The organism is Ancylobacter rudongensis (assembly GCF_900100155.1).
In the GTDB taxonomy this organism is placed as follows: domain Bacteria; phylum Pseudomonadota; class Alphaproteobacteria; order Rhizobiales; family Xanthobacteraceae; genus Ancylobacter; species Ancylobacter rudongensis.
This window is the reverse complement of sequence record NZ_FMTP01000008.1, coordinates 171,975-198,474: the sequence shown is the minus strand read 5'-3', so window position 1 is coordinate 198,474 and position 26,500 is coordinate 171,975. Positions and strand designations below refer to the sequence as shown.

General features: G+C 69.7%; 24 protein-coding genes, 1 tRNA gene and 1 pseudogene. 17 read left to right on the top strand and 9 right to left on the bottom strand.

Features of this window, described 5'->3' with window-relative positions:
• The 10 genes and pseudogenes from BLO63_RS21370 to BLO63_RS18120 form a co-directional block, all read left to right on the top strand.
• Positions 1-152, top strand: a pseudogene (locus BLO63_RS21370) (amino acid ABC transporter ATP-binding protein); the annotation flags it as partial.
• A 79-nt stretch (positions 153-231) separates the two neighbouring features.
• Positions 232-1,185 carry an agmatinase gene (locus BLO63_RS18160; protein ID WP_091443572.1) on the top strand — a complete coding sequence of 318 codons (954 nt, stop codon included), beginning with the start codon at positions 232-234 and terminating at the stop codon, positions 1,183-1,185.
• A 64-nt stretch (positions 1,186-1,249) separates the two neighbouring features.
• Positions 1,250-2,377, top strand: a complete 1,128-nt coding sequence (gene argE / locus BLO63_RS18155) for an acetylornithine deacetylase (RefSeq protein ID WP_091443570.1) — start codon at positions 1,250-1,252, stop codon at positions 2,375-2,377.
• Positions 2,378-2,560: 183 nt separating this feature from the next.
• Positions 2,561-3,055 carry an RNA polymerase sigma factor gene (locus BLO63_RS18150; RefSeq protein WP_091443567.1) on the top strand — a complete coding sequence of 165 codons (495 nt, stop codon included), beginning with the start codon at positions 2,561-2,563 and terminating at the stop codon, positions 3,053-3,055.
• Between the two features lie 82 nt (positions 3,056-3,137).
• Complete coding sequence (locus tag BLO63_RS18145) at positions 3,138-4,112, top strand: FecR family protein (protein WP_244517950.1); 975 nt, start codon at positions 3,138-3,140, stop codon at positions 4,110-4,112.
• Positions 4,113-4,245: 133 nt separating this feature from the next.
• Positions 4,246-6,621 carry a TonB-dependent siderophore receptor gene (locus BLO63_RS18140; RefSeq protein WP_244517949.1) on the top strand — a complete coding sequence of 792 codons (2,376 nt, stop codon included), beginning with the start codon at positions 4,246-4,248 and terminating at the stop codon, positions 6,619-6,621.
• A 10-nt stretch (positions 6,622-6,631) separates the two neighbouring features.
• Positions 6,632-7,534 carry an ABC transporter substrate-binding protein gene (locus BLO63_RS18135; RefSeq protein ID WP_091443558.1) on the top strand — a complete coding sequence of 301 codons (903 nt, stop codon included), beginning with the start codon at positions 6,632-6,634 and terminating at the stop codon, positions 7,532-7,534.
• On the top strand, positions 7,527-9,500 hold the full coding sequence (gene fhuB, locus BLO63_RS18130) for a Fe(3+)-hydroxamate ABC transporter permease FhuB (protein ID WP_091443556.1): 1,974 nt from the start codon (positions 7,527-7,529) through the stop codon (positions 9,498-9,500). The genes BLO63_RS18135 and fhuB overlap by 8 nt, the downstream gene beginning before the upstream one ends.
• The gene (locus tag BLO63_RS18125) at positions 9,497-10,408 is read left to right on the top strand and encodes an alpha/beta hydrolase (protein ID WP_091443554.1); all 912 of its coding nucleotides are present in this window, start codon (positions 9,497-9,499) and stop codon (positions 10,406-10,408) included. The genes fhuB and BLO63_RS18125 overlap by 4 nt, the downstream gene beginning before the upstream one ends.
• On the top strand, positions 10,398-11,180 hold the full coding sequence (locus BLO63_RS18120) for an ATP-binding cassette domain-containing protein (RefSeq protein WP_091443551.1): 783 nt from the start codon (positions 10,398-10,400) through the stop codon (positions 11,178-11,180). Before BLO63_RS18125 ends, BLO63_RS18120 begins: the two co-directional genes overlap by 11 nt.
• Positions 11,181-11,240: 60 nt before the next feature.
• Here BLO63_RS18120 and BLO63_RS18115 read toward each other — a convergent pair.
• A tRNA-Arg gene (locus BLO63_RS18115) sits at positions 11,241-11,317 on the bottom strand.
• 347 nt (positions 11,318-11,664) lie between these two features.
• Between BLO63_RS18115 and BLO63_RS18110 the strand changes: the two genes are divergently transcribed.
• A complete protein-coding gene (locus BLO63_RS18110) occupies positions 11,665-12,639 on the top strand; it encodes a nuclease (protein WP_244517948.1) in 975 nt (324 codons plus the stop codon).
• A gap of 68 nt (positions 12,640-12,707) precedes the next feature.
• Positions 12,708-14,192: a M48 family metalloprotease gene (locus BLO63_RS18105; RefSeq protein ID WP_091443549.1), complete on the top strand. Its 1,485-nt coding sequence runs from the start codon at positions 12,708-12,710 to the stop codon at positions 14,190-14,192.
• A 33-nt stretch (positions 14,193-14,225) separates the two neighbouring features.
• Here the strand turns inward: BLO63_RS18105 and BLO63_RS18100 are convergent, their stop codons facing one another.
• The 5 genes from BLO63_RS18100 to BLO63_RS18080 all read right to left on the bottom strand — a co-directional run bounded on the left by BLO63_RS18100 (position 14,226) and on the right by BLO63_RS18080 (position 20,619).
• On the bottom strand, positions 14,226-15,107 hold the full coding sequence (locus BLO63_RS18100; protein ID WP_091443546.1) for an RNA polymerase factor sigma-32: 882 nt from the start codon (positions 15,105-15,107) through the stop codon (positions 14,226-14,228).
• Between the two features lie 213 nt (positions 15,108-15,320).
• Positions 15,321-15,932 carry a CarD family transcriptional regulator gene (locus BLO63_RS18095; RefSeq protein WP_091443544.1) on the bottom strand — a complete coding sequence of 204 codons (612 nt, stop codon included), beginning with the start codon at positions 15,930-15,932 and terminating at the stop codon, positions 15,321-15,323.
• Between the two features lie 388 nt (positions 15,933-16,320).
• A complete protein-coding gene (gene fdxA, locus BLO63_RS18090; RefSeq protein WP_018388413.1) occupies positions 16,321-16,656 on the bottom strand; it encodes a ferredoxin FdxA in 336 nt (111 codons plus the stop codon).
• Positions 16,657-16,768: 112 nt separating this feature from the next.
• Positions 16,769-17,152, bottom strand: coding sequence for an RNA-binding S4 domain-containing protein (locus BLO63_RS18085; RefSeq protein ID WP_091443541.1), 384 nt, complete (start codon positions 17,150-17,152; stop codon positions 16,769-16,771).
• A gap of 2 nt (positions 17,153-17,154) precedes the next feature.
• Positions 17,155-20,619 (bottom strand): helicase-related protein, encoded by a 3,465-nt coding sequence (locus BLO63_RS18080; protein WP_091443538.1) that lies wholly within the window; start codon positions 20,617-20,619, stop codon positions 17,155-17,157.
• Between the two features lie 111 nt (positions 20,620-20,730).
• On the opposite strand from BLO63_RS18080, the gene BLO63_RS18075 reads away from it, so the two are divergent.
• Complete coding sequence (locus BLO63_RS18075; RefSeq protein WP_091443598.1) at positions 20,731-21,264, top strand: DUF4269 domain-containing protein; 534 nt, start codon at positions 20,731-20,733, stop codon at positions 21,262-21,264.
• A gap of 7 nt (positions 21,265-21,271) precedes the next feature.
• Here BLO63_RS18075 and BLO63_RS18070 read toward each other — a convergent pair whose 3' ends face one another.
• Positions 21,272-22,114 carry a DUF3108 domain-containing protein gene (locus BLO63_RS18070; RefSeq protein WP_091443535.1) on the bottom strand — a complete coding sequence of 281 codons (843 nt, stop codon included), beginning with the start codon at positions 22,112-22,114 and terminating at the stop codon, positions 21,272-21,274.
• Positions 22,115-22,384: 270 nt separating this feature from the next.
• On the opposite strand from BLO63_RS18070, the gene rpmB reads away from it, so the two are divergent.
• Together rpmB and BLO63_RS18060 are read left to right on the top strand one after the other, a co-directional pair.
• The gene (gene rpmB, locus BLO63_RS18065; protein ID WP_091443595.1) at positions 22,385-22,678 is read left to right on the top strand and encodes a 50S ribosomal protein L28; all 294 of its coding nucleotides are present in this window, start codon (positions 22,385-22,387) and stop codon (positions 22,676-22,678) included.
• Between the two features lie 3 nt (positions 22,679-22,681).
• A complete protein-coding gene (locus BLO63_RS18060; RefSeq protein WP_091443533.1) occupies positions 22,682-23,308 on the top strand; it encodes a queuosine precursor transporter in 627 nt (208 codons plus the stop codon).
• Between the two features lie 51 nt (positions 23,309-23,359).
• Here the strand turns inward: BLO63_RS18060 and BLO63_RS18055 are convergent, their stop codons facing one another.
• The gene (locus BLO63_RS18055; RefSeq protein ID WP_091443531.1) at positions 23,360-24,346 is read right to left on the bottom strand and encodes an esterase-like activity of phytase family protein; all 987 of its coding nucleotides are present in this window, start codon (positions 24,344-24,346) and stop codon (positions 23,360-23,362) included.
• Between the two features lie 10 nt (positions 24,347-24,356).
• Entirely contained in the window at positions 24,357-24,836 is a 480-nt protein-coding gene (locus BLO63_RS18050; protein ID WP_091443529.1) for a cytochrome b, read from the bottom strand.
• Positions 24,837-25,020: 184 nt separating this feature from the next.
• Here BLO63_RS18050 and rutR point away from each other — a divergent pair, with 184 nt between their 5' ends.
• A complete protein-coding gene (rutR, locus tag BLO63_RS18045) occupies positions 25,021-25,782 on the top strand; it encodes an HTH-type transcriptional regulator RutR (RefSeq protein ID WP_091443526.1) in 762 nt (253 codons plus the stop codon).
• A 52-nt stretch (positions 25,783-25,834) separates the two neighbouring features.
• Positions 25,835-26,482 (top strand): DsbA family protein, encoded by a 648-nt coding sequence (locus BLO63_RS18040; protein WP_091443523.1) that lies wholly within the window; start codon positions 25,835-25,837, stop codon positions 26,480-26,482.
• Positions 26,483-26,500 lie beyond the last annotated feature (18 nt).

Here is a 26,500-nt window from a genome sequence, read left to right as displayed (position 1 = left end):
CCCACGAGATGGGCTTCGCCCGCCAGGTCGCCAACCGGGTCATCTTCATGGATGCCGGGCAGATCATCGAGATGAACGAGCCGGAAGCGTTCTTCTCCAATCCGCAGCACGAGCGCACCAAGCTGTTCCTCAGCCAGATCCTGGGACACTGACCACCGCCGGCCCGCCCCGCGCGGCCCGCCATTGGCCGCGCCTGCGACGAACGCGACATCGACGACAAGGAAAACGTGCATGCCCCTGACCATTCCCGCCAAGGCCGAGCATCAGACCTTTCTCTATTCCGAGTCCTGCACCGATCTCGACGCGCTCCGCGCCGACGTCGCCTATCTCGGCATCCCCTATGGCGAATCCTACACCTTCGGCGAGATCGCCAGCGACCAGAGCCGCGGCGCGCTGGCGATGCGCCGGGCGACGGGGCGGATTCTCCGTGCCATCGAGCGCTATGATTTCGACATTGGCGGCCCGCTCTACGACAACCGGCCGATTCGCGCGGTGGATTGCGGCGACGTTTATGCCGATCCGCGCGAGTTGAAGCAGCATCTCGCGCGCGCTGAGCAGGTGGTGCGCAAGATCGTTGCCTCGGGCGCCATGCCGATCATCCTCGGCGGCGATCATTCGATCCCGATCCCGGTGCTGAAGGCGCTCGACGACCAGGGCCCGATCACCCTCATCCAGATCGACCAGCATCTCGACTGGCGCGAGGAGATCAACGGCGTCACACACGGGCTGTCCAGTCCGATCCGCCGGGCCTCGGAAATGGATCATATCGGCGAGATCTTCCAGATCGGCCTGCATGCGAGCGGCAGCGGCCGGCAGGAGGAGTTCGAGGCCGCCCGGGCCTATGGCGCGCATCTTATCTCCTCCTATGAGCTGCATGAGCGCGGCATCCAGCCTGTGCTGGACCGGATCCCCGCCGGGGGGCGCTACTACATCACCGTCGATCTCGACGCGTTCGAGCCGGGCATCGCCCCGGGCGTCGCCGCGCCCTGCGCCGGCGGCATGACCTTCATGCAGGCCAGAAGCCTGATCCACGGCCTGGTGAACAAGGGGCGCGTGGTCGGCATGGACGTGGTGGAAATCACCCCGGCCACCGATGTCAACGACATCACCTGCATCACCGCCGGCCGCCTGATCGTGAACCTCGTCGGCGCGGCCGTCCGGGCCAATTATTTCGGCGCGAAATAGGCGACCCTCCGCACGGCGGGCCGCTCGAGCCCGCCGGCCACATTTTATTCCGGACGCCGCTTTCATGAATGCCGCGCAGATACTCGAACGCCTGGTGAGTTTTCCCTCGGTCGTCGGCACGCCGAACGGTGCCATTGTCGACTGGATCCGCGCCTATCTGGAAAGCCATAGCGTCGAAGTGCGCGTTCTGCCCGGCCCGGAAGGCGACCGCGCCAACCTGTTCGCCACACTGGGGCCGCGCGACCGGCCCGGCCACATCCTGTCGGGGCACATGGATGTGGTGCCCGCCGAGGAGGCGGAATGGCGCGCCGATCCGTTCACGCTGCGCGCGGAAGGCGACGCGCTCCACGGGCGCGGCACCAGCGACATGAAGGGGTTTCTCGCGGCGGTGCTCGCCAGCGTCCCGGCTCTCAAGGCCGGCCGGCTCGACCGCCCCCTCCATTTCGCCTTCTCCTATGATGAGGAGGCCGGTTGCCGGGGCGTGCCCCACCTTCTTGCGCGCCTGCCGGAGCTGTGCGCGCCACCCCTCGGCGCTATCATCGGCGAGCCGAGCGGCATGAGGGGCGTGCGCGCCCATAAGGGCAAGGCGGCGGCCCGCATCCGCATCGAAGGGCGCGCCGGCCATTCCTCGCGTCCCGACCAGGGCATCAATGCCATTCACCTGATGGCCGAGGTGCTGGCACGGGCGGTGGAGACGGCGCAGGCCCTGGAGAAGGGGCCGCAGGACCCGACCTTCGAGCCCCCTTACGCCTCGATGCAGATCGGCACGATCCGGGGAGGGCAGGCGCTCAACATCGTTCCCGACCTGTGTGTCGCCGATCTGGAGGCCCGCGCCATTCCCGGCCTTGCACCGCGCGCGCTGCTCGAACCCGTCCACGCCGTCATCGGCTCGCTCGCCGCGCGCGGCGTCGACGCGACGTGGGAGCCTCTAAGCGATTATCCCGCGCTCTCCCTTCCCGCCGATGCGCCCTTGGCCCGTCTGGTGGAAAGGTTGACGGGCGCGCCGTCCCTGGCGGCGGTCAGCTATGGCACAGAAGCCGGGCTGTACCAGGAGGCGGGCATTGCCTCGATCATCTGCGGGCCGGGCGACATCGACCGCGCGCACAAGCCGAACGAGTTCATCCGCCGCGATGAACTGCACGCCTGCCAGGCCTTCATCGAGGCGCTGGGGCAGGGCCTGTCCCCGGCGTGACAATCGCCCCGCCGTCCGGCGCCGGCGGTATCGCTTGCCTTCGGCCGGGCTGGAGCCTCGCAGCTTGGCCAACCTACCTTTGATTTACTCTAAACTATTGATATTGAAGAGCTATTTAAACTCACGTAAGTGTGAAGCCTCGCGATGAAAAATTCCCCATGCGGCGGATGAGGTTTCGACGCAGTGACTGGCGACCTGAAAATAGCGTTCGATGCCCATGGGCCGGAGCTGCGACGCTATCTCCGGTACCGTCTGCGCGACTCGCACATGGCGTCCGATCTGGTGCAGGACACCTTCCTGCGGGTGATCGAGCGGCCCGAAACCCGCGTCGATGATGTTCGCGCCTATCTCTATACCATTGCCCGCAATCTCCTGCTGAACCACAAGAAGCAGGAGGCCCGCCGCCGCACCGACAGCGTGCCGCATGAATGGCTCGGCGATATCGCCGCCGATGCACCGACCCCCGAAGATGCCGCCGATGCCCGGCTGCAGCTTGAGCGTCTGCAGCGATTCATCAGCGAATTGCCGGCCCGCACGCAGCAGATCTTCGTGCTCAACCGTGTCGATGGGCTGACCCAGTCGGAAGTGGCGCGGGCGCTGTCGATTTCCGAGAGCTCGGTCCAGAAACATCTGGCGATGGCGATCCAGCACGTGACGCAGCGGCTCAGAACACGCTAGACGGTGACATAAATACGGGTTTTGGCTCCGCCGGTTGTCTTCCCTTACGATGACACGGACGGCACGCGGCATGGATGACGACGTGAACGAGGATCGAGCGTCGGACGTCGACCGGCGCGCGGCGCACTGGGTCGCCCGCCTGGACGGCCGCCCGCTGGACGATGCCGAGCGCGACGCCTTCCGCGACTGGCTGGAGGCGGACCCCGACCACCGCCTGGCCTTCGAGGAAGCGCACAGCGCCTGGCGCAGCCTCGATCTGCTGCGCCGCGACCCCGGCCCGCTGCGCGCGCTGGCGCGCCCAGGGCGCCGGAAGCCCGTCGGTCGTGCCGGCATGGCCGGCGTTATCGCCCTGCTTGCCCTTGGTCTGCTCGCCCTGCGCTACCAGATCGGCGATCCGTGGATCGCCCTCGCCGCCGACTGGCGCACCGCGCCGGGCCAGATGCGGCAGGTGACGCTGGACGATGGCAGCCTTGTCGATCTCGGGCCGGACAGTGCCATCGCGGTGCATTTCAGCGCCGAGGCGCGCCGCGTTACCCTGCTCGCCGGCGATGCGTTCTTCCAGGCCGCGCCGCGTGCCGGCGCCGAGCGCCGTCCCTTCGTGGTCGAAGCCGGCCAGGGCACCACGACCGCACTCGGCACGCAGTTCCTGGTGGAGGGGCGCGAGGACGGCGCCAGGGTCACGGCCGTCGAGCACCGCATCGAAATCGCGTTCGACACGCCCGAGCGCGGCGATGAGCGCGTCGTGCTCTCGCCCGGCACGGCGGTGGAGTACGACCTGTCACACGGTCTCGGCCCGGTCGATGCCGCCGATCTCGACGAGGCGACCGCGTGGCGCAAGGGCCTCTTGGTGTTCGATTCCGTGCCGCTCGAGGATGTCGTGCGCAAGCTCAACCGCTACCGGCGCGGGCGCATCGTCATCGCCAACGCCCAGCTCGCGCAGCGCAAGGTGAGCGGCGTGTTCGCGACCGGCGACCTCGACGGCGTCATCCGCACCATCACGGCGGAACTCGGCGCCAGCGCCTCCTCCCTGCCGCCACTGGTGACGGTGCTCTATTAGAGCTGAAATTACTTTTACGGGGTTTCGCCCTCCAAGTTGTCTTCACCCCCAGAGATGCGCCGTTGACACGAGGGGATGGGCCGACATGGCTGGAGTGAGACATTGGACGGGGGCTCCCGCGCGGTGCCATGGATTGGCGGTCGGTCTGGTCGCCGGGCTTCTCGCCTCGGTGGCGATCCCCGGCTTTGCGGTGGCGCAGCAGCCCGCCAGCGCGGCGTCCGCCCGCATCGCCTTCGACATTCCGGCGCAGGACCTCAATCGCGGCGTGCTCAAATTCGCCCAGCGCGCGGGCGTCCAGGTCTTCTATGACACCGCCAAGCTGGAGGGGCGCCGCTCCTCCGCCGTCTCCGGCACGCTGACCGCGCAGGAAGCGCTGTCGCGCCTGCTGGCCGGCACCGGGCTCGTCTACCGCTTCACCGCGCCGAACCAGGTGACGATCGTCGACCCCAGCGCCACGAGCGCGGCGGGCGCCAGTGCGGACGGGACGATCCAACTCAGCACGATCGACGTGCAGGGCGATGGCGGCACGGTCGGCTATGTCGCCACGCGCAGCGATGTCGGCACCAAGACCGACACGCCGCTGATCGAGACGCCGCAGTCCATTTCCGTCGTCACCCGCGACGAGCTGAACGACCGCAATGTGCAGACGCTGACGGAAGCGGTGGCCTATACGCCGGGCGTGCGTACCGGGGAGATCGGTTTCGACCCCCGTTACGATTCCTTCTCCATCCGTGGCTTCGACGTCACCTATAACGGCATCTACCGCGACGGCCTTCGGCTTCCCGGCGCCAACATGTCGATCTTCAAGGTCGAGCCCTATGGCGTCGACAGCGTCACCGTGCTGCGCGGTCCCAGCTCCGCACTCTACGGTCTCGGCTCGCCCGGCGGCCTCGTCGACATCACGTCGAAGCGCCCGACCGAAGTGGCCTTCGGTGAGGTCGAGGTGCAGGGCGGCAATTACGACTGGTGGCAGGGCCAGTTCGACGTCGGCGGGCCGATCGACAAGGAAGGCACGCTGCTCTACCGGCTGACCGGCGTGCTGCGCGATGCCGACTCGCCCAACACGCTGGGCGGCGGCGTCAACGACATGAACTACATCGCGCCGGCCGTGACCTGGAAGCCGAATGATCAGACTAAGATCACCTTTCTCGGCGAGTACCAGAATTCGGAGACGCCCGCCGCGATGCCCTATTTCGGCTGGAACGGCAGCGTCAACGCCCCGTTCAGCCAGAGCATCGGCGACTATAACAGCCTGGAACAGGATCAGTACCGGATCGGCTATCTCGCCGAGCACGAGTTCAACGACGTGTTCACCGTCCGGCAGAATCTGCGCTACGGCTACGCCGACACCAGCGTGCGTTACAACGGCATCTCCGCCTATGACCTCGCCGCCGGCACCGCCAGCCGCTATACGGGCTACGTGCACGACAAGCTGGACTCGTTTGTTGTCGACAACCAGCTCCAGGCCGACTTCGCCACCGGGCCAGTCGTTCACAAGCTGCTGTTCGGGCTCGACTACTCCTATCTCGCGCTCGATGGTGGCATCGGCTATGGCGCCGCCTCGGACATCTCCCTGGCCACCGGCCAGCCGCTCGGCCCGACCTTCGATCCCCCGCTCAATTATGCGCGCTACGATCAGACGCAGAGCCAGCTCGGCGTTTATGTTCAGGAACAGGCCACCTTCGACAGGTGGATCCTGACCATGACCGGCCGCTATGACTGGGTCGAGACCAAGGACGAGGACCTCCTCGCCAACACCACCGAGAATATCGACGACAACGCCTTCACCGGCCGCGTCGGCCTGACCTATCTGTTCGACAATGGCATCGCCCCCTATGTGAGCTACGCGACCTCGTTCGCGCCCAATCTCGGCGTCGACATCAACGGCAACGCGTTTGATCCAACGACGGCACGCCAGATCGAGGCCGGCGTGAAGTATGCCCCGGCCGGATTCGACGGTTACCTTGCCGCCTCGGTGTTCCAGATTAACCAGGAGGACGGGCTCGTTACCGACGACACCAATCCGCTCTTCCAGGTGCAGACCGGCGAAGTGCGTGCACGGGGCTTTGAACTGGAGGTGGTGGCCAATCTGGGCAATGGCCTGAAGGTGCGCGGCGCCTACACCTATCTCGACCTCACCAATGTCGCCGGCGAAGCGGAGACGATCGGGCTCACCCCCTCGGGCCAGCCGGAGAACAGCTTCTCGCTGTGGGCGGACTATCAGTTCCAGCCGGGTACGAAGCTGGCCGGCCTCGGCATCGGTGCCGGCGTACGCTACACCGGCGCCACCTGGGGCGACTCGCTCAACACCTTCCAGAACAGCGCCTACACGCTGGTCGATGCCAAGCTGAGCTATGATTTCAGCTACCTCGCCGCCAGTCTCAAGGGTTGGAGCGCGCAGATCAACGCCCAGAACCTGCTGGACGAGGAATACGTTACTTGCGATGTCGGCTATTGCTACCAGGGCATGCCGCGCACGGTCATCGCCGGCCTGAAGTATCGCTGGTAGGGCGCTCGCCGTGCCTGCCTTCGCTCACCGCCTGACGCGGCGGGGCCTGCTGGCCGCTGCCGCGTCCTGCGCCGTGCTGGCGCCCGGTCCATCGCGAGCGGGCGCCGCGCCGGCCCGGATCGTCTCGCTGGATTACGGCCTCGCCGAAACCCTGCTGGCGCTGGGCGTGCCGCCGATCGCCATCGCCGAAGCGGATCAATGGGCGACCTGGGTGGTCGAGCCGGCGATGCCGCCCGGCGTGGTCAATCTCGGTGCCGCGCAGGAGGCCAACCTCGAGCTCCTGCACGCGCTGAAGCCCGAGCTGATCCTCACCACCCCCTATCTCGCGCGCCTTGGCCCGGTGCTGGCGCGCATCGCCCGCACCGAGAGCTTCGCGATCTATACGCCCGAGCCCGGCACGCCCTATCCCCGCAGTGTCGACGCCACGCGGCGGCTCGGCGGCATGATCGGGCGGGAGAGCCAGGCGCAGGCGCTGATCCATGCCAGTGTCGCACGGATGGCCGCGGCCCGCGCGGCGCTGGCCTCCCATTCCGGCACCCCGGTCTTCGTCGTGAGCTTCATGGATACGCGCCATGTCAGGGTCTATGGCGCGAAAAGCCTGTTCGACGACGTGATGACGCTGTGCGGCCTCAGCAATGCCTGGCGGGGCGAGGTCAATTACTGGGGTTTCGCCACCGTCGGCATCGAGCAGCTCGCCCGGGCGCCCGAGGCGCGGCTGATCTATGTCGAGCCGATCGCCGCCGACGTGCGGGCGGCGCTGGCCCGCTCGCCGCTGTGGAACAGTCTCGGTTTTGTCCGCGCGGGGCGGGTGCATGCCATGCCGCCGGCGCTGATGTTCGGCATGCTGCCTTCCGCCATGCGCTTCGCCGGGCTATTGGAGCAGACCCTTGCCGGGACGCCCGCGCATGGGTGAGCGCCTGCGGCTTGGTCCCGCCATGCTTGTCGGTGGGCTGGCGCTTGCCGCTCTCGGCATGAGCGCGGCGACGCTGGCGCTGCGGCTGCCGCCCGCGCTCTGGATCGACGCCCTCGCAAGCCCCGATCCCTCGGACGTGCAGCAGATGCTGGTGCGCTACAGCTTTGCCCCGCGCCTGGCCACCAGCCTGCTGTGCGGCGGGGCGCTCGGGCTGGCCGGCGCGCTGCTGCAGCTGGCATTGCGCAACCCGCTGGCCTCGCCGACCACGCTCGGCGTTTCCGCCGGCGCCAATCTCGCCCTTGCCATGGCGATGCTGTGGGCGCCGGGCCTGCTGGCTGTCGGCCGCGAATGGACCGCGATGGCCGGCGGGCTGGTGGCCGCGCTCCTCGTGCTCGGCCTGTCCTGGCGTCGGCGGCTCTCCCCGCTCACCGTGGTGCTGGCGGGCATGGTGGTGAGCCTCTATTGCGGCGCCCTGGCGGCGATGCTGGCGCTGTTCAACAGCCACTACCTCGCCGGCCTGTTCATCTGGGGCGGCGGCTCGCTGAGCCAGCAGGATTGGACGATTGCGCAGTTCCTCGCGCCCCGGCTGGCGCTCGCCCTTCTGGCCGCGGCGCTGCTGGTGCGCCCTCTCACCCTGCTGACGCTGGAGGACGACCAGGCCAAGGGCCTCGGCCTGTCCGTGCCGCTGATCCGGCTCGCCGCGCTGGCGCTCGCTGTCGCGCTGACCGGGCTCATCGTCGGCACGGTGGGTGTCATCGGCTTCATCGGGCTGGCGGCGCCGGCGCTGGTGACGGTCGCCGGCGCCCGCCGCGTCGGCGCCCGCCTCCTCTGGTCGACCCTGCTGGGCGCGGTGCTTTTGTGGTTGGCCGACCAGAGTGTGCAGCGTCTGGCCGGCGATTTCGGCGAGATGCTGCCGACCGGCGCGATCACCGCCCTGATCGGCTCGCCCCTCCTGCTGTGGCTGATTCCCCGCCTCCGGCTGACGCTGCAACCGCCCGCCGGGCTGGGCGAGGCGGTCCGTCGCCCCGGCCGGCCGCTGCTGGTCCTGGCCGCGCTCGCGCTGCTGCTGGCCGCGCTGGTCGGGCTGTCGCTCGGCGTCGGCTACGGGCTGGAGGGCTGGAGCGTCAGCGGCGACCTGCTGGAATGGCGCTGGCCGCGGGCGCTCGCGGCTCTCGCGGCCGGCATCCTGCTGGCCTGCGCCGGCGGCATGCTGCAGCGCATGACCGGCAACCCGATGGCGAGCCCGGAAGTGCTGGGGGTGAGCGCGGGCGCCGCCTTCGGGCTCATCATCGCCATGTTCACGCTCAACGAGATCGGCCGCGCCGCGCAGCTCGGCGCCGCCACTCTGGGCGCGCTGCTGGCCCTGTTGGCGATGCTCGCTCTGGCGCGCGGCAGCGCGGCGGCACCGGAGCGGGTGCTGCTGGTCGGCATCGCCCTGGGGGCGATGTTCGATGCGCTGGTCACGGCGCTGATGGCGGGCGGCGACCCCCGCGCCCTGCTGCTGCTCAACTGGATGACCGGCTCGACCTATGCGGCGACCGCGACGGACGCCGTTGTCGCCCTCCTTGCCGCGCTCGCGAGCCTTGCCGCCCTGCCGCTGCTGGCGCGCTGGCTCGACATCGTCCCGCTCGGCGGGGCGATCTCCGCCGCGCTCGGCCTACCTCCGCGCCGTAGCAACCATGTGCTTCTCATCGCCACGGCGGCGATGACGGCGGTGGCGACGCTGGTGATCGGCCCGCTGACCTTTGTCGGGCTGATGGCCCCGCATCTGGCGCGGTTTCTCGGGCTGCAGCGCGCGCTGCCCCAGCTCGTCGCGGCGGCGCTGATCGGCGGCATCCTCATGGTGGCGGCGGACTGGTTCGGCCGCACGGCCGCCTTTCCCTGGCAAATCCCGGCGGGCCTGACCGCCACCTTCATCGGCTGCCCCGCCCTCATGTGGCTGCTGGCACGGAGACAACGCGCATGACGACTGATACCGCGCCCGAGACCGCGATCGAGACCGCGATTTTTGCCCGCATCCCCGGCACCGTGCAGTTCGACCTCGCCTCGCGCGAAGGCGGTGCGCCGCACCGCATCTTTCTCTACACCCCGCCGGGCGCGCCGCCGGCCGAGGGCTGGCCGGTGCTGTATCTGCTCGACGGCAATGCGGTCATCGCCACCGCGGTGGAAGCGCTGCGGGCGCAGGCGCCCTATACGCTCGGCACCGGCATCACCTTCGGGGTGATCGTCGCCATCGGCTACCCCACCGAGGAGGCCTATGACAGCCTGCGCCGCTCCTGGGACCTCGGCCCGCCGCCCGGCCAGACCTACCCGCCCTTCGTCGAGGGCGGCCCGCCGGTGCGCACTGGCGGCGCGGACGCGTTCTTCGCGTTCATCGAGAACGAGGTGAAGCCCGAGATCGCCCGCCGCGTGCCCGTCGATGCGCGCCGGCAGTCGATCTTCGGCCATTCATTCGGCGGGCTGTTCGTGCTGCACGCGCTGTTCCAGCAGCCCGCCGCCTTCGCCGGCTGGATTTCCGCCAGCCCGGCGATCTGGTGGGAGGGCGCGGGCATTGTCGACCGGGCGCAGGCCTTCGTCGCGGCGGGGCAGGGCGGGACAGCACGGGGCGGCCGCCGCCTGCTGCTGCTGGTCGGCGAATATGAGCAGCAGCTCGCCCCGTTCCAGATCGGGGCCGAGGACGCCGAAAAGCGCCTTGCCAGCTTCCTGGAGAGCCGGATCGTCGACCATACGCGGGAGATGGCCGAGCGGCTGGCGCCCGTGCCGGGCCTGGCGACCGCCTACCAGTTCCTGCCCGGCGAGACGCATATGTCGGTGCTGCCGGCCTCGATCAATCACGCGCTGCGCGTCGCGTTCGGGGTGAACCATGCCGGATGAGGCGCCGCTGTTCGAGATCGAGGAGGCCCGCTTCACGGCGGGCGGCCGCACGCTGCTCGGCCCGCTCAGCCTTTCCATCCCCGGCGGCGCGTGTGTCGGGCTGATCGGCCATAATGGCTCCGGCAAGTCCACCCTGCTGAAGATGCTGGCGCGCCAGCAGCCCGGCGAGGGGGCGATCCGGTTCCGCGGCCGGGCGCTGGCCGACTGGGGTGCCCGCGCTTTCGCCCGCGAGGTGGCCTATCTCCCGCAGGCCACGCCGACGGGCTCGGGCCTGCTGGTGCGGGAACTGGTGGCGCTCGGCCGCTATCCCTGGCACGGCGCGCTCGGGCGCTTTGGTGCCGCCGACCGGGCCAAGGTGGCGGAGGCACTCGCCCTGACCGGCCTCGACCGGCTTGCCGAAAGGGTGGTCGACACGCTGTCGGGCGGCGAGCGCCAGCGCGCCTGGATCGCCATGCTGGTGGCGCAGGATGCCAACAGCCTCCTGCTGGACGAGCCGATCTCCGCGCTCGACATCGCTCACCAGATCGAGATCCTCAGCATGATCAGGGATCTCGCGCACCGGCGCGGCATCGGCGTGCTGGCGGTGCTGCACGACGTCAACATGGCGGCACGGTTCTGCGACCACATCATCGCGCTGCAGGGCGGCCGGCTGATCGCGCAGGGGCCGCCGGCGGAGATCCTGCAGCCAGGCCCGCTGGAGGCGATCTACGGCATCCCGATGGGGGTCCTGACCGCGCCGGACGCCGGCCTGTCGTTCTGCTATGCGCGCTGACAGCGGGTTCGGCGTTCCCGGCCCGTCCTCGCAATCGCACACCGGCGGCCGGGGATGACGTGGCCTCCCGGAAGGGAATCGAACCCCTGACCCCAGGTTTAGGAAACCTGTGCTCTATCCTGCTGAGCTACCGGGAGTGACCGGGCGTACATGAACCCAATTGGGGGCTCCGATCAAGAGGGCGGGAACGCGCGGGCGCGGGCGGGGCGGTGGCGTGCGGCGGAAGCTCCGGGCGCCGGCAGGGGCGATCGGTGCGGCAGGCGCGCGCGTACGCCCAGTGAAAGCCGATTCAGCGGATGCGTTCCAGGCTTTTGTTCCGACGCATTTTGTTCACGCACACCGGAGCACATTTCGCGCGAAAATGCGCTAGGCTGCGGCGTGGCGCCGTGTGAGCCGTCCCCGCAACCGGCCCGGCGCCGGGGGCTGGTCGCGGGCCGGCGGGGTCCGGGATCTGACGATCAGGCTTGGGACGATCGGGAGTGTCATGCACAAGCGCCTGACCGCACCGCTTCCGTTGTCGCCGCGGCGCCGCCGCGGCCGCAGCGGCGTGGTCGCCCTGACAGCCGCCGCCGCGCTCGGCCTGTTGCCGGCTCACGTCGCCTGGGCGCAAGGCGTAACGCTCCAAACAGCACCGCTCCAAACAGCACCGCTCCAAACAGCGCCGGTCCAAGCGGCTCCTGCCCAATCGGCACCTGTCCAAGCCGCGTCCGCCGGCTGCGCGGACCTCACCCCGGAATCGGGCGAGGTCGCGCGCGTCAGCCCGGGCGGCGATCTCGTTCTGACTGATGGCACCGTGCTGCGGCTGGCCGGGCTGGCGGGCGGCGGTGCCGGTGCGGCGGTCGGCTGGCGCCCGGCACTCGCGGCGCGCGTCGACGGCCGCGCCATCGCCTTCGCCGCCGGCCCGGGACGCGACCGCTATGGCCGCCGTGCCGCCCTCGTGCGCCGCGAGGGGGATGACGGCACACTCCAGCAGCTGCTGCTCGCCGAGGGGCTGGCGCTGGCGCGGCCGGAGGAGGGCGTGCTCGGCTGCCTGCCGTCCTGGCTGGATGCGGAGGCCACCGCTCGCCGCGAGAGGCGCGGCCTGTGGCGCGAACTGCCGCTGGATGCCCGCGACATCGCGGCCCTGCGCGCCCGGCAGGGCCGCTTCACAATCGTGGCAGGCCACATTCTTGACGTTGGAAAGACAAGCCGCGTGGATTACCTCAATTTTGGCCGGGTTTGGCGTCAGGATATGACCGCAAGGGTTGAGGCCGAGGGGCGGAAGGCGTTTGAGTCGCGCGGCCTCGACGTCTCGGCGCTGGCCGGGCGATCGGTGCGGCTGCGCGGCACGGTGTTCGAGGCCGGCGGGCCAGCGATCACCCTGCGCCGCGCGGAGCAGATCGATCTCGCGATCGATCGGCGCGGGACACGGGCGGGAAACGGGGCAGAAGGCCGGGTGCGGCCGACGGGGGACGAGTGAGGGCAGCGACGGGCAGGAGCGGAACGGAGCCGGCGGCGCCTTTGTGGCGCGGGCGCCGGCACGCGCCCATGCGGGCGCCGGTTCGCGCGCCTGTTCGCGCGCTCTTGCGCGCCCTTTCCCGGGTGCTGCTGCTGGGCGGCGTGCTTGTTCTCGGTGCCTGTGCCACGGTCGACGACCGGCAGGCCGCCGCCCCGTCCACGCAATCGGGGATGGAGGAGGCGCTCACCCCGGCGCAGCGCAAGGAGCATGAGCGGCTGGTCGCCTCTTATGGCGGCGCCTACAAGGACCCGAAGCTGCAGAAGCAGATCGAGGGCGTGGTGGCGCGCCTCGTCGCCGCCTCCGAGCGGCCGGACCTGCATTACCGCGTCACCATTCTCAATTCGCCGGCGGTCAACGCCTTCGCCCTGCCGAACGGCTCGCTCTATGTGACGCGCGGCCTGCTCGCCCTGTCCTCCGACAATGCCGAGCTGGCTTCGGTGCTGGCGCATGAAATGGCCCATGTCATCGCCAACCACGCCGCCACGCGCGAGGACCAGATGAAGCAGGCGGTGCTGGTCAGCCGCGTGATCTCCGATGTGGTCAATGATTCCGATCTCGGCGCGCTGGCGCTGGCCCGCAGCCGGGTGTCGCTCGCCAGCTTCTCGCGCGGGCAGGAGCTGGAGGCGGACGCCATCGGGGTGGGCATCAGCGCCCGCGCCGGCTTCGATCCCTATGGGGCGGAGCGCTTCCTCACCACCATGGGCCGGCAGGCCGGCATGCGCTCCACCTCGATGAACCAGAGCGCGAGCGCGGATTCGCCCGATTTCCTGTCGAGCCATCCGGCAACGCCCGAGCGCATCTCCATCGTCATGGCCAATGCGCGCGAATATGCCTCGCCCGACAAGCCGGGCGAGCGCGACCGCAAGCAGTATCTGGCGGCGATCGACGGGCTGGTCTATGGCGACGACCCGAAGGAGGGCTTCGTGCGCGGCAGCCGCTTCTTCCACCCCAAGCTCGGCTTCACCTTCACCGCCCCGGCCGGCTTCACGCTGGAAAACACCTCGCAGGCGGTGCTCGGCGCCAGTGCCTCCGGGCGCGAGGCGCTGCGGCTCGACGCGGTGCGCGTCGCCGGCGACCAGAGCCTGTCGCAATATCTGTCCTCGGGCTGGATCGAAGGGGTGGAAATCTCCACCGTGGAAAGCCTGGTGCTCAACGGCTTTCCCGCCGCCACCGCCGTGGCGCGCGGCGACCAGTGGTCGTTCCGCATGTTCGCCATCCGCTTCGGCAGCGATGTCTACCGGCTGATCTTCGCCGCCCGCGAGCTGACGCCGGAACTGGACCGCGCCTTCCGCGGCGCGGCGGAAACCTTCCGCCGGGTGTCGATCGAGGAGGCGGAGAACGTCAAGCCGCTGCGGCTGCGCATCGTCACCGCCGGCCTCACCGACACGCCCGAGCGCCTGGCCGCGAAGATGGACGTGCAGGACAAGGCGCTGGAACGCTTCCTCATCCTCAACGGGCTCAACCGCGGCGACAAGCTCGGCTATGGCGAGCCCTACAAGATCATAGCGGAGTAGGGGCGGCGCGGCGCCGGGGGCGCCGCCTCGCGCCTACGCGGTAAACGCCCCGCGCGGCACATCGGGGCCGTTGGTGAGCGCGAAGCGCAGCTTCTCGATGGCGCGGCTCTCGATCTGCCGCACCCGCTCCTTGGAAATGCCGAGCCGGGCGCCCAGCACTTCCAGAGTCTCGCTCTCGTCGGTCAGCCGCCGCGCCTTGATGATGCGGAACTCGCGCTCGTTCAGCCCGCGCAGCGCGCCGATCAGCCAGCGCCGGCGGCGTTCGCCGTCGATCTCGCGGCTGGCTTCCTCGTCGGGCAGCGGGTCGGGCGCCACCAATTGGTCCATCCGCTCCGCCCCGTCCTCCTCGCCGGCGGCGACGGGGGCGTTGAGCGAGAGGTCGGGAATGTTCAGCCGCGCATCCATGCGGGCGACTTCGCGAACGCTGACGCCGAGCTTGGCGGCGATCGAGCTGTGCAGTTCCTCGCGGGTCGGGGCCAGCGCGCTGCCATTGGCCAGTTCCAGCCGCGCCCGCACCCGCCGCAGGTTGAAGAACAGCGCCTTCTGGCCGGAGGAGGTGCCGCCGCGCACGATCGACCAGTTGCGCAGCACATAGTCCTGGATCGCGGCGCGGATCCACCAGGTGGCGTAGGTGGAGAAGCGCACCTCGCGGGTGGTCTCGAAGCGGGCGGCGGCTTCCATCAGGCCGATATGGCCCTCCTGCACCAGATCCGACATCGGCAGCCCGTAATTGCGGAAGCGGCGGGCGATGGAGAGGGCGAGGCGCATATGGGCGTGGATGAGGGCGTGCAGCGCCGTCTCGTCGCGGGCCTCGCTCCAGCGGCGGGCGAGCTCGTATTCCTGCTCGCGCTCCAGCAATGGCGTCGCCATTGCTTTGCGCGCCATCTGGCTGCTGCGGCCGGCTTCTTCGCTCATGCGCGTCTCCCCGAACCTGCCGGGCCGCGAAGCGATGCCCCGGCATCACCGCGCGATGGCGGCACGCAGGCGCGCCTTGCCCGAACAGGGCGACAACGCGGCAGCCGGCGTGAAGTTCCCTGCGGCGCGCGCTGCGGAAGCGCCAACGAAAAAGGCCCGGCGCGAGCCGGGCCTTGATCATCGGATGGGGGCGCCGCACGGCGCCGGCTCGCCTCAGGCGGCGGCTTCTTCCGGATCGGCTTCCGCCTCGTCCTCGGCTTCCGCCGCATCGGCTTCCACCTCGCCCTTGCCGAGGCGGCGCGGGCCCTTGAGCAGGTTCTGCTCGATCAGCTTGATCGCCTCGGTCTCGGTCAGATTGTCGACGGCGGCGAGTTCGCGGGCCATGCGGTCGAGCGCGGCCTCGTAGAGCTGGCGCTCGGAATAGGACTGCTCGGGCTGGGCGTCGGAACGGTAGAGGTCGCGCACCACTTCGGAAATGGCGACGAGATCGCCGGAATTGATCTTGGCCTCATATTCCTGGGCGCGGCGGCTCCACATGGTGCGCTTCACCCGGGCGCGGCCCTTGAGGGTTTCCAGCGCCTTCTTCATCACCACCGGCTCGGAGAGCTTGCGCATGCCGACCGAGACGATCTTCGGGACCGGGACGCGCAGCGTCATCTTGTCCTTCTCGAAGTGGATGACGAACAGTTCGAGCTTAAAGCCCGCGACTTCCTGATCCTCGATCGCCACAATGCGCCCGACGCCGTGGGACGGATAGACGATGTGCTCGCCCGTCTTGAAACCCTGGCGGATATTGCTGCTGGGCGGCTTCTTGGTCGACGTCATTCTGTGCCTGCTCCTGGGTCTCGGTTCATCCGGCGCCGCGTCGCCCTCGGCGCGCTGCCGCCCGCGGCCTGGCCGCAGGGAAAAGAACACCCCGGCGCCCCGCGGATGCGGGAGCCGTACTTCAGCCGTCGACGGAAAACTCAGGGAAGCCCTTCCTGCGGCGGTGGCCGCACGAGGAGCGAAGGCCCGACATCAATTCCGGGAGGGGCGCTCCGGTACGGGAGCGTTGCGCCATGGCAAACCCAATCGACTGCACGAAGGGTTATATAGCACAAATCTGGGGAGAATCAAAATACTGCCGCAATGCAGCGCACGCGCCCGCGCGGCCGCTGCAAAAGCGCGCGGCCGGGGCGGGCGAGGTTCAGGGCCTGCCGTTGGGGCCGCCCGCTCAGTCCTGCTTACCCGGTTCGGGTGAGAGATACTGTAGCTTGTCGGGCACACCGTCCCATTCCTTCGCCTCGGGCAGAGGGTCCTTGCGGTCGGTGATGTTCGGCCAGACCTTGGCGTAGTCGGCGTTCAGCGTCAGCCATTTGTCGAGGCCCGGCTCGGTGTCCGGCTTGATCGCCTCGGCCGGGCATTCGGGCTCGCACACGCCGCAATCGATGCACTCGTCCGGGTGGATGACCAGGAAGTTCTCGCCCTCATAGAAGCAGTCCACCGGGCACACGGAGACGCAGTCGGTGTATTTGCACTTGATGCAATTATCCGTGACTACGTAGGTCATTGATCCGGTCTCCGTGCGGGACATGTGAATTAGGCGCGCAAGAAGGCCCCGCAACGGCTCCCCTAGCGCACCTCAAGAGGCGGCGCAACACACATCCCGGTCCGGCGCATGGCTAGGATGCATGGCTGCCCGGCGCGGCGCGGCGCCCTTGCCGGGAGGCGTCCTCCGGTTCCACCTCCACATAGGTGGTGAGCGCCGTCGGCGCATCCCCCCGCCGTGCGATGAATCCGATCACCCGCCACAGCCGCACCCGGGAATCGAGCGACAGGGTGAGCACGTCGCCACGGCGGACAGGCTGGCTGGGGGCGGTGATGCGGGCGCCGTTCACCCGCACCCGCCCGGCCTTCACCAGCTGGGCAGCGGCACTGCGGGTCCGCACGCAGCGGGCGTGGAACAGCCAGACATCGAGCCGCTGGCGCTCCGGTCCGGCCTCCGGCGCGGCAATCTCCGGCGAGGTCGTCGCCGGCAGGCCCGAACCGTCGCCGGCGCGCCGCACGCCTACTTGCCCTTCTTCTCCGCCTCCATGCGCGCCTTCAGGGCGAGCAGGGCGGCAAAGGGCGAATCCGGATCGACCGGCTTGTCGCGACGGGGCTCGCTACGCGATTCATGCCGCGCCTCGTGCCGCGAATCCGGCCGGGAATGGCCGGCGCTGCGCTCCGGCCGGTCGCCCCGCTCGGGACGCGGCGGGCGCGGGCCCGCATGGCCGCGATTGTCGTCGCGGCGCGGCTCGCGCTCGCCTTCCGCACGCGCGGGACGGGGCTCGCGCCGGTCCTCGCGGGGCGGACGACGGCCACGCTCGCCTTCGGGGCGATCACCCTGGGGGCGCTCGCGCCGGGCATCGGGGGCGGCGCCTTCCGCCGAGGCACGGGCGCCCTCGCGCGGTTCACGCGCGCCCTGGCCACCGCGGCGCGACTGGTGCGCCGGGCGGTTCTGCCCGGGCGGCCGGCCCGGACGCCAGATTTCGATCATCGCCGGCTCGGCGGGGGCGTCGGCCGCCGCCTCGGCGGTCTCGCTCGGTGCGTCGACGGCGGGCGCCGCCGTTGCGGCGTCACTATTCTCGACGGAGGCTGCCTCGAGGGAAGCGGCCTCGACAGAAGCGGGTTCTTCGGAAGCGGGCTCGGCTTCCGTCGCCGGCTCCAGCGCCGGTTCGACGGTCTGGTCGAACACCGGGTCGGTGAACACCTCGCCGCTGACGGCGGTAGCGTCCACCGGCAGGGCGTCGCGCGGGGCCTCGGCCTCGGCGGGCGCCTCTTCCAGCGCCGGCTCGACCGTCTGGTCGAAGGCGACATCGGTGCCGACCGGCACCTCGACCGCAGCCGCTTCGGCAGCGGGGGCTTCGGCCACAGCCGCGTCCGCCGCGCTGTCCTCGGTCGCCACCGCGTCCGTCACCGTCTCGGCGGCAAGCTCCGCCGGGGCGTCGGCCGCCACCGGGGTTTCGGCAGGTGTTTCAGCCGGGGCTTCCACCGGCGCCGGGCGGCGCTCCATGCGGTAGCCGAGCGAGCGCAGGATCGAGGCGAAGTCCTCGCCGGCGCAGCCGGCCAGCGAGGTCATGGCGACGGTGGCGATGAAGCCATTGCCGTCGAACGCGCCTGCCGGCTTCTCGCCGGGCGCATTGGGCCGCCAGGCCAGGGCCGGGCGGATGAGGTCGGCGAGGCGCTCGAGAATGTCGACCCGCACCGCGCGCTCGCCCGCCACGCGGAAGCCGACGGCGCGGTAGAGGCCCTTCTGGATTTCCGGGTCGACCGGAATGGAGGTGCGGCCGGAGGCGGCCAGATGCGGCAGCTCGTCGAGCCCCTTCTGCTGCAGCCCGCCATGCTTGAGCGCCCAGAGCTGGGCGGCGAGGGCGCGCGGCGCCGGCTTGAGCAAAGTGGGAATGTAGATGTGGTGGGCACCGAAGCGCACGCCGTGGCCGCGCAGCACCGCGCGGGCCTCCTGCGGCAGCGCCTTCATTTCCTCGGCCACGCGGTGGCGCTCCAGCACGCCGAGCGATTCGACCAGCTGGAAGGCGATGCCACGGCCGATGCCGGCCACGTCCTCGGCCTTGCCGAGCGCGATCAGCGCGCCGAGCAGCTTCTCGATATGGGCCTTCAGCCACAGCTCGATCCGGGCCTGCACGGCATCGCGCGCGGGGCCGGTCAGGTGCTCGTCGGAAATGACCTTGAGGCGGGGGGTGAGAACCTCCTCGCCGGGAATGAGCTTGGCCACCGGATCGCCGATCCAGCGCAGCGTGCCGTCGGTGGAGAGCACGAAGGCATCGTCGGGCGCCTCCGAGAGGCGGCTGGCCCGCGTCTCGATCTCTCCCGCCAGCGCCTTCTGCGCGGCGGCACGCAACGCCTTGGCCTCCGGCCCGCCGGCGGATGCGTCCGCCGCGAACTGGAAACCGAGCAGATGCCCGATGACATGGCCTTCAACGACGACGTCGCCGGTCTTGGTGATTTCTGTTTCGAGCATCGCGTTCTCTCGCAGGCGTCTCATCAGCACGCTGGTCCGGCGATCAACGAAGCGGTGGGCGAGCCGCTCGTGAAGCGCATCGGAAAGCCGGTCCTCCACACGCCGCGTGACACCCTGCCAGTGTTCCGGGTCGTCGAGCCAATCCGGCCGGTTCGCTGCGAAGGTCAAGGTACGGACCTGCGCTATACGTCCCGACAGGGTGTCTATGTCACCTTCCGCTCGGTCCGCCAAGGCCACTTGTTTGCCAAACCAGTCGGCGGAGAGCCGTCCGCGCCGCATCAGGTCGTCATAGACCGTCGCCACCAGGTCGGAATGCGAGGCCGGAGAGACCTTGCGGTAGTCCGGCAGCTGGCAGGCTTCCCACAGGCGCTCGATCGCCTGGGCGCCGGTGGCGAGGCGCCGAATCGCCGGGTCGCGGGCCAGCCGCTCCAGCACCAGAACGTCGTCGGCGGTGGGCGCGCGGGTCAGCCCTTCCTCGCGGGGGGGAATGGCGAGCGAGCGGTTAAGCGCCTCGATGGATGAGAAATCGAGCACGCTGTTGCGCCATTGCAGCATCCGGTGCGGCTCGAAGGCGTGCGCTTCCAGCCGCTCCACCATCTCGGCGTCGAAGGGCGCGCAGCGCCCGGTGGTGCCGAAGGTGCCGTCGCGCTGGGCGCGGCCGGCGCGACCGGCGATCTGCGCCATCTCGCCCGGGTTCAGCCGGCGGAACTGCCAGCCGTCGAATTTGGTGTCGCCGGCAAAGGCGACATGGTCGACATCGAGATTGAGCCCCATGCCGATGGCGTCGGTGGCGACGAGATAATCGACGTCGCCATTCTGGTACATCGCCACCTGGGCGTTGCGGGTGCGCGGCGAGAGCGCGCCCAGCACCACCGCCGCCCCGCCCTGCTGGCGGCGGATCAGCTCGGCGATGGCGTAGACCTCGTCGGCGGAGAAGGCGACGATGGCCGAGCGGCGCGGCAGGCGGGTGATCTTCTTCTCGCCGGCGAAGGTGAGGTTGGACAGGCGCGGGCGCACCAGAATATTCACGCCCGGCAGCAGCTTCTCCACCAGCGGGCGCATGGTGGCGGCGCCGAGCAGCAGCGTCTCCTCGCGGCCCCGCCGGTTCAGCAGCCGCTCGGTGAACACATGGCCGCGGTCGAGATCGGAGGCGATCTGGATCTCGTCCAGCGCCACGAAGGCGACGTCGAGGTCGCGCGGCATCGCCTCCACCGTGGCGACCCAGTAGCGCGGATTGTCCGGCTTGATCCGCTCCTCGCCGGTGATCAGCGCGACATTGTGCTCGCCGGCCCGCTCCACCAGCTTGCCATAGACCTCACGGGCGAGCAGGCGCAGCGGCAGGCCGATCAGCCCGGAGGAATGGCCGAGCATGCGCTCGATCGCCAGGCTGGTCTTGCCGGTATTGGTCGGGCCGAGCACGGCGGTCACGCCGCGGGCGCGCTGGCCGGGCGGCAGGGGAAGGGACTGGGATCTGAACGTACTGGCATTCCCCGGCGGGGCGGCGATATTCATACGACAATGGATCCGTCGGGCCGGAAGGGCGGCCCTTTTAGCACGAGGCGGCAACCCGCGGCGAGCCGTCCTTCATCCCCGATGCCGGGGCGGGTCATCGGGCCGAATATCATGACGCAGGCGGTACGACCGGATTTCGCGACGGCGCTGGCGCATTCGGGCCTGCTGGCGGCGCTCGCCGCCTTCGATCCGCATGTCGTCGGCACGCCGCCGCTCGGCCTCGACGTCCCGACCAGCGACATCGACATCGTCTGCTGTGCGCCCGATTTCCTGTCGTTCACGACCCTCATGTGGGATGGTTTTCGCCACGAGCAATGCTTCGGCCTGCGGCAATGGCGCTCCGGCGAGCGAGCGGTGGTGGCGTCCTTCACCGCGCATGGCTGGCCGTTCGAGGTCTTCGCCTCGCCCCGCCCGGTGGCGCAGCAGGCCGGCTGGCGGCATTTCCGCATCGAGAAACGACTGCTGGAGCTTGGCGGCGCGGCCTTGCGCCGGCAGGTGATGGCGCGGCGCCGGGCCGGGGCGAAGACCGAGCCGGCTTTTGCGCAGGTGCTCGGCCTCGCTGGCGATGCCTATGCGGCGCTGCTTGATCTCGAGGACGTCAGCGACACGGCGCTGCGGCGTCTGATCGTCGGCGCCGCCGGCTGAGGCAGAGCTACGGCAGCCCCGCCTTGGCCGGGGTGGAGCGGGTGCCGACCAGCGGGCGGGTCTCGAAGGCTTCCGCCTCCAATTGGGCGATGCCGATGGCGGTCGTCACCGAGGCGCGGAACGGCACCAGCACGCGGGTGCCGGCCACCGGCGCCAGCCAGACGAACATGTCCTTGTTCTTCATCATGTATTTCACGCCTGCGCGGTTCGGCTTGTGGCCGGAGACCGGGCGATAGGCGATGCGGCAGACCACGGCCGGGCCGGCATAGCCCTTCTCGGCCTTCACCTCGTCGATGCGCTCATAGCTCAAGGCGAGGTCGTAGCGGTGGCGGCCGTCGAAGATGGAGAGGGTGCGGTCGCAGGCCTTGGCCGAGAGCGGGTCCTCGGTGCCCGGCACCAGAACCAGCGCCGCCGTCATCGGGTCGAAGATGCCCTTCTTGTCCTTGTCCGCCACCGGCACCCGGTCGAGGGACGGAACCACCGGCGGCTCCACCCGCATGTCGGTGACGCCGCCGCCATTCATGACAAGCCGGATGGATTCGGTCTTCTTGTCGGACACCGCTTCCATGGCGAAGCTGCGCGGGGCCAGTTCGCCGCTGCGCACCGCGCCGCGCGCGCCCGCCGTGCCCTTGCCGGAGGAGACCGCCTGCACGACGCCGGTGAGCCGGCCGCTGCCGGAGGCGATATAGGAGGTGTCGTCGACCTCGATCAGCAGCGCCGCGCGGCCAAGCTCCAGCCCGCCCAGCGACATGCGGTAGCGCGCCTCCAGCCGCCCGTCGGCATGCGCCTGCGCAACCATCGCGCCCGCGACGGCGACCGCCAGAAAGGCCGTGAGGCACACCCGCATCATGAAGGCACATTCCCGAATCGTGCGACCCGAGGGCCGAAGCGTGAATCTATCCCTGTTTCGGATGTGTGGGGAAGGCGGCGGAACTGTGACTCGGCCTGTCACGAACGCGCCAGCGGGCAGGCGTCGACGCGCCTTCGCGCTCCCCGGCCTTGACGGCACAGGGACCGGCCCTTATAGGAGCGCTCTCAATTTCCACGGATACCGGATGCGGGATCGTCGGGCGGACTATACGGCCTACGACGCAACGGTTTTGATACAAGGATGTCCACGATGTCGCGTCGGTGCGAACTTACCGGGAAGGCGGTTCTGTCCGGCAATCGCGTGAGCCACTCCAACCGCAAGACCCGTCGGCGCTTTCTGCCGAACCTGGTGAACGTTACGCTCACCAGCGACGTGCTGAAGCGGTCGGTGAAGCTGCGCGTGAGCGCCAACGCCCTGAAGACCGTCGATCATCGTGGCGGCCTCGATGCGTTCCTGCTCAAGGCCCACACCGAAGAGCTGTCGCCGAAGGCGGCCGAGCTGAAGCGCGCCGTCGCCAAGGCGAGCGTCGCCGTCGCTGCCTGAGCGATGACGGTCGCCGGCACCAACATCCCGTTCACGCGGCTCGCCATTCCCGTCATCGCCATGATGGCGGTGGTGGCGGCCTCGAACGTGCTTGTCCAGCACCCGGTGGAGCAGTTCGGCCTGCAGGATTTCCTCACCTGGGGTGCCTTCACCTATCCGCTGGCCTTTCTGGTCAATGACCTGACCAATCGCCGCTTCGGCCCTGCCGGGGCGCGGCGCGTGGTCTATGCCGGCTTCGCCCTCGCGGTGCTGCTGTCGATCTGGCTGGCGACGCCGCGCATCGCGCTCGCCTCCGGCACCGCCTTCCTGTTCGGCCAGCTGCTCGATATCGGCGTGTTCAATCGCCTGCGCCGGCTGAGCTGGTGGCAGGCGCCGCTGGCCGGCAGCCTGTTCGGCTCGGCGGTCGACACCGCGCTGTTCTTCTCCCTCGCCTTTGCCGGCGACGCGGACATGTCCTTCCCCGTCACCTATGCCACCACCGGCATCACCGTGCCGCTGTGGATGGGGCTGGCCTATTTCGACTTCCTGGTGAAGTTCGGCTTCGCGCTGCTCGCGCTCATCCCCTATGGCGCCTTGATGGGCTGGCTGAAGCCCTGGGCCGGCGCCCCGGCCGACAGCACCGCGCGCTGAGCGCCCGCGGTCCGATCCTGAAGATCGGATCGCTCTTCAAAAACCCTCTCCTCACTCGACCAGCGCGAAGCGCAGCAGCAGCGTGCGTTGGAGCGGGGAGAAATTATCGTCGGAAATGAGGGTCAGGATCAGCTCGCCCGCCGCGTTGCGGTGCAGGGCGAGCCCTTCCATATTGTCGATGGCCGCCAGCCGGTTGGCAGTCAGCAGCACCTCGCCCTCGATCAAAGCCCCGGGCGTGATCGCGCTGAGCGGAAAGCGCCTCAGCCGCAGGGCGACGCCGCGCAGCAGGTCGAAGCGGCGCTCCAGCAGATAGACCCGGCCATCATCGGCCAGCACGGCATCGGTGGCGGCGAACTCGTCGCTGCGGGCCACGGTGAAGCGCCCCATCGGCTTGGGCTTGCCGAGCGGGCCGAACAGGAAGCCGGGCAGGGCGGCGGGATCGTCCGGGCTTTCCTCGGCGATGACGACCACCGCCGCCGGCACCCCGCCGGGCGGGACCAGCAGCGCCTCGGGCCCCTGATTGCCGCCGAGCCGCGACAGGGCGGGGTCGGAGATCAGCTTGCGGCCCGTCGCCTTCAACGGGTCGGGGCCGGGAAACAGCCAGACTTCCTGCGTCCGCTCGATCCCCACCAGCGTGCCGGCGGGCACCCGCGCCAGCGACTCGACATCGCCGCGCCCCTGCGCCGCTAGCGTCTTGCCGCCCGGTCCCTTCATCGGCGCCATCACGGCATCGGCAATGCCGACCGGCCGGTCGCCCTCGCTGACGATCCGCCCGGACAGCCACATGCCCTTGTCGGTGACGGAGAGGAACTCCGCCCCGTCGCCATCGACGACCAGCCCGGAGAGGCCGCCGAAATCGGACGAGGGCGACGACAGCACCAGCCCGCCGCGAAATTCCAGCGGCCCGAAGCGGATGGCGCCGCCGGCGTCGAAGCGCTCGATCGGCGTCGCGGTGATCGAGACCGGCTGGGCCGGCGCCGGCAGGGCCGAGAGCGCCAGCAGGAGAGTGGCGGCGAGGACCGGCGGGAACAGACGCATCGCCGCCCCCTCAGCGCCGGGCCGGCAGCATGCGCAGGATCAACCCGTCCCGCCGCACGAACTGGTGCCACAGCGCCGCCGCCACATGCAGCACGACGATGGCGGCGATGACATAGGCCAGCGCCACATGCACCGCCCCGGTCCAGCCCAGCGCCTTGCCGAAGGCGGTGATCGTCACCGCGCCGAGGATCGGCTGCAGCAGAATGAGCAGATAGAGCAGGCCATGCGTCGCCCGCGCCGCGATTTCGGCCGGCCGGCCCATGCCGGCGGGCAAGGGGGGCGCCGGGTGGCGCAGCCGCCAGCCGATGCGCGCGATCGCCAGCGCCAGGATGAGGTAGCCGGCATAGATGTGGAGGTTGAACAGGTAGAAGCGCGGTTCCGAGCCACGCGGGAAGTAACCCCAGCTCCAGCCGGTGGCGAACTGAACGAGGACCAGGGCGGCCACCAGCCAGTGCAGCAGGCGGGAGGTCCGGTCATAGGTCGCGGCCATGGTCGATGTCTCTCGCGGATCGTCTGTGGCAGATGGTCTGTGGCAGGTCGTCTTTTTCAGGTCGTGGCCCGAGCGTTTTCGCCGGGGTGTGCCGCCGGCCGAATCGACGTGGCGGCGCGCGGCATATTGCGGCGGCTTTCGTTTCCGTGCCATGTCAGGGCACTGGTCAAGGCGGGAGCTTTTGTTGACAGCCGCGCGTCCCACCGTCTCATTGCCTCTCCGCACGGCCCGGCCGGCAGCCTCGCGCGCCGCGCCGGCGGCGGACGCTGCCGGTGCGCGCGCCGAACCCTCGCGCGGCGAAGCCTCGCGCCCCGAACCGTTGCGCGCCAAGACGCCCCACCGCCTGCGCCGTATCGCCGAGAAGCGCACCGCCATCCTCGACGCGGCGCTGTCGCTGTTCTCGCGCAACGGCCTGCACGGCACCACGGTGGAGCAGATCGCCCGCACCGCCGCCGTGTCGAAGACCAATCTGTTCTATTATTTCGCCTCCAAGGAAGAGGTCTATGTCGGCGTGCTCAGCCGGCTGCTCGACCAGTGGCTCGATCCGCTGCGCGCGCTGGAGGTGGAGACCGACCCGGTCGAGGGCATCCGCGCCTATATCAGCCGCAAGATTCGCTTCTCGCGCACCCATCCGGAAGCCTCGCGGCTGTTCTGCCTGGAGGTGGTGCAGGGCGCGCCGCTGCTGCGCCCCGAGCTGGAAACCGCGCTGAAGCAGCTGGTCGACGCCAAGACCGAGGTGATCGCCGGCTGGATCGCCGCCGGCAAGCTGGCGCCGGTCGATCCCCATCACCTCATCTTCGCCCTGTGGGCGACGACGCAGCATTATGCCGACTTCGCCCCGCAGATCGACGCCCTGCTCGGCAGGGGGCTGGACGAGGAGGCCTTTGTCGAAGAGGCTACGCGCAACGTGCAGCGCCTCATCCTCGACGGGCTGCGTCCGCGATGAGGCTTCCCGGATGCGTCCCGTTCCGGCGCGGCACAGGCAAAAGGACATTCCGATGAAGCGCCGCGCGCTGCTCCTCACCGCCGCTGGCGCCCTGCTCTGCGCCTCGTTGCCGGCGCTTGCCGCCACGCCTGACGTGTCGCCGCCGCCCGCCGCGGCCAAGCCGCTCGATGTCGACGCCCTGCTGCACGACCCGCAGACCCCGACCTTCGGCAACCCCAAGGGCGACGTCACCATCGTCGCCTTCTTCGACTATAATTGCGGCTATTGCCGCAAGTCGCTGCCGGAGCTGGAGCGCCTGGTGCGCGAGGATGGCAGGATCCGCCTCGTCTACAAGGACTGGCCGATCCTGGCGGAATCCTCCGTCGTCGCCGCCCAGCTCGCTCTGGCCGCCAACTACCAGGGTAAATACGTCCTTGCCCACACCACGCTGATGAACCTGCCGGGCCGCGCCTCCACCGAGCGCATGAGCGAGGCGCTGGCCAAGGCGGGCATCGACCGGAACAGGCTCGCCAAGGACCTCAAGGCCCATGCCGGCGAGATCGGCGCCCTGCTCAAGCGCAATAATGAGCAGGCGGAGGCGCTCGGCCTGCCGGGCACCCCGGTCTATCTGGTCGGCCCGTTCAAGGTCGCCGCCGCGCTCGACTATCAGGGCTTCAAGGACGTGGTCGAGGACGCCCGCGCCCGCGCCGCCGAAAAATAAGCCCTCCGACGTCGCGCG